The sequence below is a fragment of the Nocardia sp. NPDC055321 genome (assembly GCF_053645575.1).
In genome coordinates, this window is the sequence record NZ_JBSHMS010000001.1 from 559,980 (window position 1) to 571,069 (window position 11,090).

Below are 11,090 nucleotides of genomic sequence, written 5' to 3' on the forward strand. Positions count from 1 at the left end.
GGTGATGTTGCCGTGGCCGAGTGACGCGAAATGGCCGGTGGTTCAGCGATACCCGGCCGCGATCTCCACGCGCCGCAATTTGCCCGAGGTGGTCTTGGGGAGTTCTCCGACCGGAACCAGATCCACCAACCCCGGCGTGACTCCGCATTCGGCCGCGACCCGTTCGGAGATCAACCGGCGAGCGGCCGTCTTGTCGTCGCCGGAGTACTCGGCCACGACGACGAGCTGATCACGCCGTGCACCACCGCCGCCACCGCTGACCGCGGCGATGGCGCCCGGGCGAACCCCCGCGACACCCACGACCGCGCGCTCGATCTCCTGCGGGAAGATGTTCCGCCCCGCGATGGTGATCAACTCCTTGCTGCGGCCGCAGACGACGAGCTGGTCGTCGACCAGATAGCCCAGGTCGCCGGTGCCGATCCATTCCCCGGCACCGATCGGGGTGTCACCGTGATACCCGATCATCTGTGCGGCGGAACGGAATTGGATCTCGCCGACCGGGCGCACGGCATCGAATTCGGTGCTGTGGGTGGTGGGCGCGACCCGAAGCTCGACACCGTCGAGCGCCGCGCCGAGCAGTGCGGCCCGATGCGTCGTTCCGCCCGGCAGCGGTACCTCGTCGTAGGTCAGTCCGGCGTCGGCCGCGGGCATCGTGAGCGCACAGGTGGCCTCGGCGAGCCCGTAGGACGCGCAGACCGCGCGTGCGTCGAACCCCGCCGACGCGAGCTGCTGGCTGAATCGCTGTGTCGCGGCGACGTCGATGGGTTCACCGCCGTTGATGGCGACCCGCAGCGCGCTCAGATCCGCACCGGCCGACAATCGCGCGTAGCGGCCGACCAGCGCGTAGGCGAAATTCGGTGCGGCGGTGACGGTCGCGCCGCTGGTGGTGAGCCACTGCAGCCAGTCGAAGGGTGATTTCGCGAAGGCCGAGGTCGGTGCGAGCCAGGTCGGAGCACCGGTCAGCAATCCCGCCAGCAGCATCATCAAACCCATGTCGTGATAGAGCGGCAACCAGCTGCACAGGACGTCGCCGTCTCGAAACTGCTGGCGCGCGAGCACATCTCGGACGTTGGCCAGCGCGGCGGGCGCGGTCAGCGCGACGGCCTTCGGCAGACCGGTGGACCCCGCGGTGCCCTGAAAGATCGACACGGCATCGACCGCTGTCGGCGTCGGCTCGAATCCCGGCGGCGCGGTACGCCAGAGGTCGACTTCGTCGAATCCCCCTGTACGGAAGCCGGATTCGGTGGCCTGGGCCCCGCTCAGCGCGTGTAACGCGGTGCCCTGGCAATACACCTGCCCCACGCCCAACGCGCCGAGCTGGGTCGTCGTTCGCGCGGCCCACGACTCCAGGCTCGTGAAGCGGTTGGGCCCCGGCAGCAGGGTGGAGGCGCGCCCGGCCAGCCACGCCGCGAGCACGATCGTGACGGTTTCATAGCTCGATTCGCCGATCACCGCCACCGGCCCCGCCGCGCTCTCCCGGTCCTGCAGATGAGCGGCGATGCCCTCGGCGTGCGCCAGCACCTCGCTCCAGGGCCGACTGTCCCAGCGGTTGTCGTCCTTGTTGAGGATATGGAGGTCGGCATCGCAGCTGGAGGCCGCGCGGATGGCCGCGGCGAGCGCGTTCTCTGTCGGTGGTGTCATCGCGTTCCCTACCTTGTCGCCGATCTCTGAGGCGTTGGCCGACGGTCGATCGAGATCCTGCAGCCAACCCGGGCCGGCGGCCATGGATCGGGGGCAATGAGACGTTTTGTGTGACCGACATCACCGCAACCGCGCTCCCGATCGGCCATCTGATGGGCACGGAACAGCGCACGTGCACATCCGTGAAGTTTTCCATAGCTGGTCCCGGTGCTATGGATACCACCCCGGAGATCGATGGGCTCGGTGAGCTGCTCGGTGGGTACTAAGTCCTGTCATCTCATGAAGTGAATCGATCGGCCCCGATCTCGGGGCTGATCGTGGATCATGGTCGCCGTAGCGACGGTGATCGGTGATCGATTCCAGTTAACCGATAAGCAGTGGGAGTTGCTGGAGTTACTGCTGCCCAAGTCCCAAGGTCATGTAGGTCGTAGCTTCGCCAACAATCGGCTGATCGTGGAAGCGATGCTGTATCAACTGCGAACCGGCCGGCCGTGGCGGGACCTGCCCGAGCACTTCGGACTGCGGCAGACCGTGTGGAAACGCCACCGCCGCTATGCCGCCGACGGCACCTGCCGACCGAGTCTTGACCGCGCTGCTCGCGCTGGTCGATACCACCGGCGACTTGGACTGGGTCGTGTCGGTCGACTCCACGATCGTGCGAGCGCATCTCAACAGGCCGCCGGCACGGCCTCCGACTCGGTCACCGCGCTATGAACCCGCCGACCACGCCATCGGACGCTCCAGAGGCGGGCTGATCACCAAAATCCATCTCGCCACCGACGGCACCGGTAAGGGCATGGTCGTGCTGCTCACGCCCGGGCGAGCCAACGATTCACCGCTACTGCCAGCGCTGTTGGAAGCGGTGGTCGTGCCCCGTCGGGGAGGCGGACCGCCGTGCATCAACCCCGTGGTCGTGATCGCTGATTGCGCCACCTGCGGCCTCGAACCGAACTCTGTTGCGCCGCAAACGGATCCGGACCGTCATCCCGGAACGGTCCGATCAGGTCGCCAACCGCAAACGCAAGGGCCGCGCCGGCGGCCGGACGCCACGGTTCGATCCCGGGCTCTACAAGCGCCGCAACGTTATCGAACGCGCCTTCAACCGCGCCAAGCACTGGCGCGCGGTCGCGACGCGCTACGACAAGCTCGCGATCATCTACCGCGCCGGATTCGTCCTGGTCCTCATCGTCGAATGGCTCAAATCATTGGGAGACACGACCTAGAGCGCGCGTTCGCTGGCCAGAGTGCAATTCCGCAGGTTTGGAATACGTCTCGCCACCAGTGCTCCGCGATGTAGCGCACGTGGCCTCGATCCTCGGCCCGGGAACGGGTGATGGCCGTGCTACCTCCTGCCTGCGCCCAAACCGACCCCGTCGCATTGTCGGTTGATCGGTGTAGTGTGCCACGCCATGCACCGTGCTACTGCTGTCGTTGCGGACATCGTCGCGGGTATTCCGCCGCGGACGCAGTCGACCATCGGCGATTGAAGCGGTACTTGGAGGATGTAATAGTTTGGTTCCCATGACTTTTCCCCGTGACACCGTCGCATCGTTGCTGGCGGCGATCGAGCTGGTGAACACCGCTGAGGGCATCGGTAGCGCGAGTGAGGGGGCGCTGCTGGAACGGTTCTTCTTCAAGAACGAAGGGTATGTCCCGGATGCGGGGCAGCTTGCCGCACTTCGTGATCTGCGTGCTCCGTTGCGGCGATTGTTGATGGGCGACAAAGACGTTGCGGCGCGGATGGTGAACAGCATCCTGTCTGATCATCGCGCTGTTCCTCAGTTGATTCGGCACGACGAGGTTGCCTATCGTCTGGTGGCGGTTCTCCCGGACGCATCGCTCGATCAGCGTCTGGCTGTGGAAGCCGCCATGGCGATGGTCGAATTCATTCGCACCGACGAACTCGCCCGCCTCCTAGTCTGTGCCGATGACACGTGCGATGGGATCGTTCTCGATCTGTCCCGCAACCGATCACGCCGCTTCTGCAGTGTTGCCTGTGGAAACCGCAGTGCGGTAGCCGCCTCCCGCGCGCGAAAGAAGTCGAGCTGAGGTGTGCTGACCGGTGACTCGCGTCGTTGGACGGAGCATGTTCGGTGGTGGCGATCGGCTCGATCTTGATGAGGCCCGAAACGAGGGGTCCGGGCCTCGCGTGGGCTATGCGTTGATGGTCCGGCGAATCTCGCTCGACAACGCATCCACTTGTTCGGAGAGGTAGAAGTGACCACCAGGGTAGGTTCGTAGTTCGAAGTCACCGACAGTGTGATCGCTCCACGCGCGGGCCTCTTGGGTGTTGACACGACTATCTGAGATGCCGATGTGGGCGTGGATCGGAATCGTCAACAAGGGACCGACTCGGTGATGGTAGGTCCCGATTGCCCGGTAATCCGCACGGACAGAAGGAAGAATCATGTCTCGGACCTCCTGATCGTCGAGTAGCCGAGGATCCGTTCCGTCGAGCATGCGAATCACGCTCAACAACTGCTGATCGTCAAGCAAGTGGGTGTTCTCCTCTCTGTACGTCGAGGGAGCGCGTCTGCCGGAGACGAACAGAACGCTCGGAAGAGCACCGTGCTGTTCCAGTCGTCGGGCAACCTCGTAGGCGACGAGGGAACCCATGCTGTGACCGAACAACGCGATCGGGCGGTCCACCAGCGGCAGTGTCTGCTCACACACCGCGTCGGCCAGCTCGTGGATACTCGCCAGGCAGGGTTCGCGTAAACGGTCTTGTCGTCCCGGATATTGAACGGCGAGTACTTCGCAGGTGGACGCGAGGGCCTTCGACAGGGGGTAGTAGTAACTTGCGGAACCGCCCGCATGGGGGAAGCACAGAAGCCGCGGCGCTGTGTTGCCTGGCGTGCTGAGGGTGCGAATCCAACGATTCGCACCGGAATTCATTGCTGCCACTCTCACCCTAATCCTCGACCCATCGGTGGCCAACCGCATTCTTCAACATGGCTGCCCGTACTCCGGCTATTTGTTCACTGGTCAGCGATCCACTGCTGACCAGAAGAAGCTCCGTGATTTCACGCAGGTACTCGTCGCTGGTCAACACGTCTGACAGATCCTCAGGATCGAACGATCGTAGATCCGCTGGAAACGCACTAGCCATGTTCTGATCGTTGAAAGAACGCAGCTGTACGGCAGTCGCGAACTTTCCTCGATCACCCTGTTCCAATTCGAACTGAACCTTTGTTCCCGGCGCCGCCAGATTTTTTTCGAACTCGAGATCGTTCACGTGTAAGAAGATGTCATCGCCGCCCGTGTCGGCGGAGATGAACCCATAGCCTCTCGAGCGGTCGAATCTGATAACTCGTCCCAGAATTGCCAACTGAACTCCCCAGACAACACTTGACTCACCGTGTGAGTCGCGACTATCACTCAATTACAGACCCGGTCACCATGGACCGATTATCAACTTGTCGAAAATGAAGAGAGCTACGCTCGGCATCGGGATCGATTGAACTCAGACGGCTGAGGGATGTCAGCAACATACCGTCTGCCACAAATCCGCTCGCGCTCTTCGCGGAGGCGCGAGGATGCCGACGTGTCGAGTCGTAGAACAGACTTAACCTATTACGCATTACGTCGCCTATGACCGGGTCGGTCCTGGCGGCGAAACCATCGAGAAGAATCTGCAGTATTTTCGGATCGGCAAGAAGGACGCCGCTGCTGTCTTCGGTGGCTTGCTCGAAATACCTTCAGTGGTACTCCTCGATGGGATCCCATGTGCAATTCACTACTTCTGCGAAGAGTTGATGCTTGGTGCCGAACAGCTTTGTCACGTAGGTTTGTGAAACCTCGACACTCTGCGCGATATCGAAAATGCTCACCGTAGTCCGCTATCTGGTGGCGAACTATCGGGTTGCGATATCGAGGATCTCTCGCTTTCGCTGGTCCGGCCTTCCTGGTATTCATCGCATCTTCGGCAGCGACCACCCGAATTGACTCCACAGCAGCTCCTCCGCTGCGGTTGGGTCTGTCGACGGGACCGATTCAGGGTGTCCTGCCGGGGTGCTGAACAACCAGCGCGCCGCATCAGGTGGGTGTGGATGCGCGACAAGTCCATACATGGCACAAAATGTGCGGCCCACCGTGACCAGTGCTTCAACGGGACAGCGCACAGGTTCGCTCATCATCTGCGGCATCTCCGACAATTATTGATTGGTACAAAGACTTGAGTGCGGCGGACGGAGATATGCCAAGTTCTCTGCCGAGGTTCGCACTGAATTTTTGATAGATATTTATCGCGTCGTGCTGTCGACTGGACCGGTGCAGCGCAAGCATTAGTTGATGATGATATGACTCGCGTAGCGGATGCTCGGAGATGAGCTGCGACAAGGAGCTGATGAGCTGGCCGTAGTTCTCCTGCGAGAATTGCGCGTCGATCCAGAGGTTACGGGCTTCGAGCTCGGCTTCCTCTGCCCAGGCGATGAACCCGCAGATGATCGGGCCGTCGGCACGCAGGTCGCCGAGTACCGGGCCTTGGCACAGCTCGAGCGCGGCAGTCAGCTCCCGATCCGCGTCTGTTGCGGAGTTCATGTGGAGAAAGTCGCGACCGCGGTCGATACGATTGTTGAATTCTGTCAAATCTAAGCTGTCGTTGCCGAGGGAAAATAGATAGCCCGAAGCGAAAGTGGTTATTGTACTCGTGGCGTTCGCCGTTCGATTGAGAAACTTTCGCAGTTGTGAAATATATACGTGGAGTGTTGCGCACGCTCTGCGAGGTGCTCGATCGGACCATAGTTCAGATATGAGTTGTTCTTTTGTAAGGATTTGTTCGCGTCGAATGAGTAACACCGCGAGCAGTGTTCTAATCTTCTCGGCATTGAGCTGAGATTCAGTGTGTTCATCAAAAACGCGAACAGGCCCAAGTATTTGATAGTGCACGGCCTTCTCCCCTTACCGCACAGCGGTCTTCGTAAACAAATCAACTCCCTTCGGCCACGATAGTTGAAGCTTCCACTGAGGGCAACGCGGGTCCTAGTCGCCTGTTACGGCCAGGTTGCTTGCGAATCAGCTGCAGAGGTGTTGGCAGAGGTCGCTGACGCAATCCGCGACCGGGTGAGAGATTCATCACGCTTGGTCTATCGTCGCGTGTCCAGTTGCTTACTCCCAGGTCAGGAGTGTGAATCTCGGCCCTTTGGTCAGACTTTAGAGATGCACTAGCGACGGCCGCTATGTTGGAAGTGTCACGATGCGATGGGGCATTTGTGCGGGGGCTTGTTGCCTCCCTCGGGCCGTTCAGATCGAGGGATTGCATAGGCGGAATCGGCGGTTGGATGTGTTTATCGAGTCCACCTCGACCGGTTTGATTCGTAGATGATCGGGGTGGGTTATGAGCAGCGCGTCGGGCATGGATTTAGCGATTGTGGGGCTTGCTTGTAGGTTTGCCGGCGCGGACAATCCGAATGAGTTCTGGAGTATTCTGAATTCTGGTGTTTCGACAGTCGGTGACCTTCCCGATGGCAGACTCGCGGCAGGACATCTTCCGGCTGAATCCACTGGAATCGTCGACGGGGTGAATCTTCTCAGGGGTGGCTTCCTGGGCAGTGTCGATCACTTCGATCCCGGATTTTTCGGCATCTCACCCCGCGAAGCGCAGGTCATGGACCCGCAGCAAAGGCTCATGCTCGAGCTGGCATGGGAAGCCGTCGAGGACGCGCGAACGACGCCTAGTCGTCTACGCAAGGACCGCGTCGGAGTCTTTGTCGGTGTCTCGTCCGATGACTACGCCAAATTGACGGTCATGGCGGGAGTGTCTGGAATCGGCATGCACTCGGCCACCGGGCTCAGTCGAGCCGCAGTCGCGAATCGCCTATCGCATGCGTTGAATTTGACAGGTCCGAGCCTGGTCGTGGATGCCGCGCAATCCTCCTCACTCCTGGCTTTCCATCTGGCCTGTCAGAGTGTGCGAAGAGGAGAATCGGAGCTGGCGCTGGCCGGCGGAGTAAGCCTTGTACTGGCGTTTGAGAGCTCTATTGTCATGGCGAAAGCCGGAGCGCTTTCACCCGATGCGACGTGCTTCACCTTTGATTCTCGGGCCAATGGATATGTGCGCGGAGAGGGCGGCGGCATCGTAGTCCTGAAGCCGCTCGACAAAGCGGTGGCAGACGGTGACCGCATCTACTGCGTTGTTCGGGGTAGCGCGACGAACAACAGCGGTCGTGCCGGCGGGCTGACAGTTCCGAGTCGTGCGGCCCAGGTCTCGGTCATACGGTCCGCACTGGACGAGGCGGGCGTGAGGCCACAGGATATCCAATATGTAGAGCTGCACGGCACGGGTACGAGTGTCGGGGATCCTGTCGAGGCGGCCGCCCTGGGACAGAGTCTGGGTGCTGGACGGCCTGTCGATCGCCCCCTCTTGGTCGGTTCGGTCAAGACGAACATCGGTCATCTGGAGGGCGCGGCGGGTATCGCCGGGATCATCAAGGTCGCCCTGTGCCTGAGCCACGGCGAACTCGTGCCTTCCCTCAACTACGTCGCACCAAACGCCGATATACCGCTGAACGACCTCAATCTGAGGGTGCAGACATCGAGGAGTCCGTGGCCCAGGTCCGAAGAAACATTGCTTGCTGGCGTGTCGGGGTTCGGGATCACCGGTACCAATGTCCACGTCGTGCTGGAACAGCCGCCGCGGACAACTGTGCTCGCCAACGCGACCCCAACCCGGGATCCCGACCAACCGCCTGTGAATAGCGTTGTGCCGTGGGTCATTTCGGCGAGATCACCGCAGGCGCTACGCGGGCAAGCGGGGCGCTTGCGTGAGTTCGTGGTCGGCGACGAATATCTGAGCCTGCCTGATGTCGCCTCGTCATTGGTGACGACGCGGTCGGTGTTCGAGCATCGCGCGGTCGCCTTGGGTGCAGACCGGGAACAGCTTCTGGCTGGTGTGGGAGCGGTGGCTCAGGGCCGCGATGTGGTTGGTGTGGTGTGGGGTGCACCGGTCGAGGGCCTGACGGCGTTCGTGTTCTCGGGGCAGGGAAGCCAGCGCGCGGGCATGGGGCGGGAGCTTCATGCGAGGTATCCGGTGTTCGCCGAGGTGTTCGATGCGGTGTGTGCGGTGATGGATCCGCTGTTGGGGTGCTCGTTGCGGGAGGTGGTGTTCGCCGAGCCCAATGTGGACGGGTTGTTGGATCGGACGGTGTTCACCCAAACCGGGTTGTTCGCGGTCGAGGTCGCGCTGTTCCGCCTTGTCGAATCGTGGGGTGTGCGCCCAGATTTCGTGATGGGACACTCGATCGGCGAGCTCGCTGCGGCGCATGTGGCGGGGGTGCTGGATCTCCAGGACGCGTGTGTGTTGGTGGCTGCGCGGGGCAGGTTGATGCAAGCCCTTCCCGAGGGCGGGGTCATGGTCGCCTTGCAGGGCAGTGAATCCGAGGTGGCGCAGCTGCTGGTCGGCTATGAACACCCTGTCGCTATTGCGGCGGTGAACGGTCCGAACGCTGTAGTGATCTCAGGGGAGCAGTCCGCAGTCGCGGAGGCAGTGTCCCGATGGGAAGCATTGGGCCATAAGGCGAAGCGTCTTCGGGTGAGTCATGGTTTTCATTCGGCGTGCATGGATCCGATGTTGTCGGAGTTCGAGCAGGTCGTGGCGGGCTTGTCGTTCAGTGCGCCGGGTATTCCGGTGGTGTCGAATGTGACTGGGGTGCAGGCGAATGCGGAGCAGTTGTGTTCGCCGTCGTATTGGGTGTCGCATGTGCGGGAGTCGGTGCGGTTCCTGGATGGGGTGCGCTGGCTCGAAGAGCAGGGGGTGACTCGGTTTGTGGAGTTGGGTCCGGACGCGACCCTGACGACCCTTGGTCAGGGCTGCGTCACCGGTGATCGTGCGACGGTGTTCGTAGCGACTCAGCGTGGGGATCGCCCCCAGATCGACGCGTTGCTCGAGGGTGTAGGGCGAGTGTTCACCGCGGGTGTGGATGTGCGGTGGGAGGCGATGATCGCGGGTGGTCATCGGATCGGCTTACCCACCTATGCCTTTGACAGACAACGATTCTGGCTCGCCGAAACAGATTCGGCAGTGCGCTCGGCAGTCGATGTGACCCCCGAGCAATCTGCCGCCGACGAGGTTGTGCGGCCCCTGCGGTTGGAGGGTCTGTCGGATGCCGAGGTCCAGGCGGTGGTACTGGACGTGGTGTTGACCCAGATCGCGATCGTGCTGGGACATGGCCACGGTAACGCGATCGAGCCCACGCACGCCTTCACCGATCTGGGCTTCCACTCGATGACCGGGGTCGAGTTGTGTAATCGGCTGAGCGTGGCCACTGGATTGCGGCTGCCTCCTTCGGCGATCTTCGACCATCCGACGCCGTCCGCGCTCGCACAACATATTCGAGTGCGAATGCAGTCGAACAACCTTGAAACCAATGTGGTCAGAGAATTCGACCGGCTGGAGTCGATTCTCTTCGCCATGACCGGTCAAGAGGAAATTCAGCAGATGGTTTCTCGAAGACTGCGAGAGCTCTCATCGACCTGGAACGAGCGAAACCATGGTATCGGGGGCATAGCCGCTGACGAGATCGTGTCGGCCAGCGATGCCGAGATGTTCAATCTGATCGACAACGAGCTGGGAATACTCGACTAAGCGTCGCTTTGCCTGTTGAAACAATGAAAAGCCTTGAGGGGATTGGTATGTCAGGTGTCGAACAGCAGCTGCGGGAATACCTGAAGAAGGTCACGGCCGACCTGGTGAGAACTCGCCAGCGGCTCCACGAAGTGGAGGAAACGGCGCGGGAGCCGATTGCCGTGGTGGGCATGGGTTGTCGACTTCCCGGTGGTGTGTTCTCACCGGAAGACCTGTGGGAGCTGGTGTCCGGTGGTGTCGACGCTATCGGGGCGTTCCCGGCAGATCGTGGCTGGGATCTCGAAGGGCTGTATGACCCGGATCCGGACGCCGCAGGCAGGACATACACCCGTTCTGGTGGGTTCTTGTACGAGTCCGCGGATTTCGATGCGGGGTTCTTCGGTATCAGCCCGCGCGAGGCGCTGGCGATGGATCCACACCAACGGTTGCTGCTGGAGACCTCGTGGGAAGCGTTGGAGAGAGCCGGGATCGATCCGCGAACACTGGCCGGTAGCGCAACCGGAGTATTCGCGGGAATGTACGGACTCGACTACGGACCGCAATTGGGCGCGGACTCACCGGCCACCGATGGCTTCACGATGACCGGTTCCTTCACGAGTGTGGCTTCGGGGCGGGTGTCCTACGCCTTGGGTTTGGAGGGCCCTGCGGTGACGGTGGATACGGCGTGCTCCTCCTCGCTGGTGGCGGTGCATCTTGCGGTGCAGGCGTTGCGTGGTGGGGAGTGCTCGCTGGCGTTGGCCGGCGGTGCCACGGTGATGGCGACACCTGGAATGTTTGTGGAGTTTTCGCGTCAGCGGGGTTTGTCGGCGGATGGGCGGTGTAAGGCGTTTTCGGCGTCTGCTGATGGTGTGGGTTGGGGTGAGGGTGT

The 11,090-nt window shown here is 61.7% G+C and carries 10 protein-coding genes and 1 pseudogene; 6 read left to right on the top strand and 5 right to left on the bottom strand.

Annotation, left to right across the window (positions count from 1 at the left end; genetic code table 11):
* Positions 1-42: 42 nt before the first annotated feature.
* Positions 43-1,641 (bottom strand): AMP-binding protein, encoded by a 1,599-nt coding sequence (locus ACWIGI_RS02565; protein ID WP_454200565.1) that lies wholly within the window; start codon positions 1,639-1,641, stop codon positions 43-45.
* Between the two features lie 324 nt (positions 1,642-1,965).
* On the opposite strand from ACWIGI_RS02565, the gene ACWIGI_RS02570 reads away from it, so the two are divergent.
* The 4 genes and pseudogenes from ACWIGI_RS02570 to ACWIGI_RS02585 all read left to right on the top strand — a co-directional run bounded on the left by ACWIGI_RS02570 (position 1,966) and on the right by ACWIGI_RS02585 (position 3,690).
* Positions 1,966-2,355 (top strand): transposase, encoded by a 390-nt coding sequence (locus tag ACWIGI_RS02570; protein WP_454200566.1) that lies wholly within the window; start codon positions 1,966-1,968, stop codon positions 2,353-2,355.
* Positions 2,297-2,512: pseudogene (locus tag ACWIGI_RS02575) on the top strand (IS5 family transposase); the annotation flags it as partial. The gene ACWIGI_RS02570 and the pseudogene ACWIGI_RS02575, both read left to right, overlap by 59 nt.
* A gap of 85 nt (positions 2,513-2,597) precedes the next feature.
* The gene (locus ACWIGI_RS02580; protein ID WP_454200601.1) at positions 2,598-2,864 is read left to right on the top strand and encodes a hypothetical protein; all 267 of its coding nucleotides are present in this window, start codon (positions 2,598-2,600) and stop codon (positions 2,862-2,864) included.
* Between the two features lie 298 nt (positions 2,865-3,162).
* Positions 3,163-3,690, top strand: a complete 528-nt coding sequence (locus ACWIGI_RS02585; protein WP_454200567.1) for a CGNR zinc finger domain-containing protein — start codon at positions 3,163-3,165, stop codon at positions 3,688-3,690.
* Between the two features lie 105 nt (positions 3,691-3,795).
* On the opposite strand, the gene ACWIGI_RS02590 is transcribed toward ACWIGI_RS02585, so the two are convergent.
* The 4 genes from ACWIGI_RS02590 to ACWIGI_RS02605 all read right to left on the bottom strand — a co-directional run bounded on the left by ACWIGI_RS02590 (position 3,796) and on the right by ACWIGI_RS02605 (position 6,528).
* The gene (locus ACWIGI_RS02590; RefSeq protein WP_454200568.1) at positions 3,796-4,536 is read right to left on the bottom strand and encodes a thioesterase II family protein; all 741 of its coding nucleotides are present in this window, start codon (positions 4,534-4,536) and stop codon (positions 3,796-3,798) included.
* Between the two features lie 16 nt (positions 4,537-4,552).
* Positions 4,553-5,023 carry a cold-shock protein gene (locus tag ACWIGI_RS02595; protein WP_454200569.1) on the bottom strand — a complete coding sequence of 157 codons (471 nt, stop codon included), beginning with the start codon at positions 5,021-5,023 and terminating at the stop codon, positions 4,553-4,555.
* Positions 5,024-5,552: 529 nt separating this feature from the next.
* Positions 5,553-5,786: a DUF6059 family protein gene (locus ACWIGI_RS02600; protein ID WP_454200570.1), complete on the bottom strand. Its 234-nt coding sequence runs from the start codon at positions 5,784-5,786 to the stop codon at positions 5,553-5,555.
* A complete protein-coding gene (locus tag ACWIGI_RS02605; protein WP_454200571.1) occupies positions 5,746-6,528 on the bottom strand; it encodes an AfsR/SARP family transcriptional regulator in 783 nt (260 codons plus the stop codon). Before ACWIGI_RS02605 ends, ACWIGI_RS02600 begins: the two co-directional genes overlap by 41 nt.
* Positions 6,529-6,976: 448 nt before the next feature.
* On the opposite strand from ACWIGI_RS02605, the gene ACWIGI_RS02610 reads away from it, so the two are divergent.
* A complete protein-coding gene (locus ACWIGI_RS02610; protein WP_454200572.1) occupies positions 6,977-10,222 on the top strand; it encodes a type I polyketide synthase in 3,246 nt (1,081 codons plus the stop codon).
* A gap of 47 nt (positions 10,223-10,269) precedes the next feature.
* Positions 10,270-11,090: beta-ketoacyl synthase N-terminal-like domain-containing protein (locus ACWIGI_RS02615; protein WP_454200573.1), on the top strand; the 821-nt coding region annotated here is incomplete at its 3' end.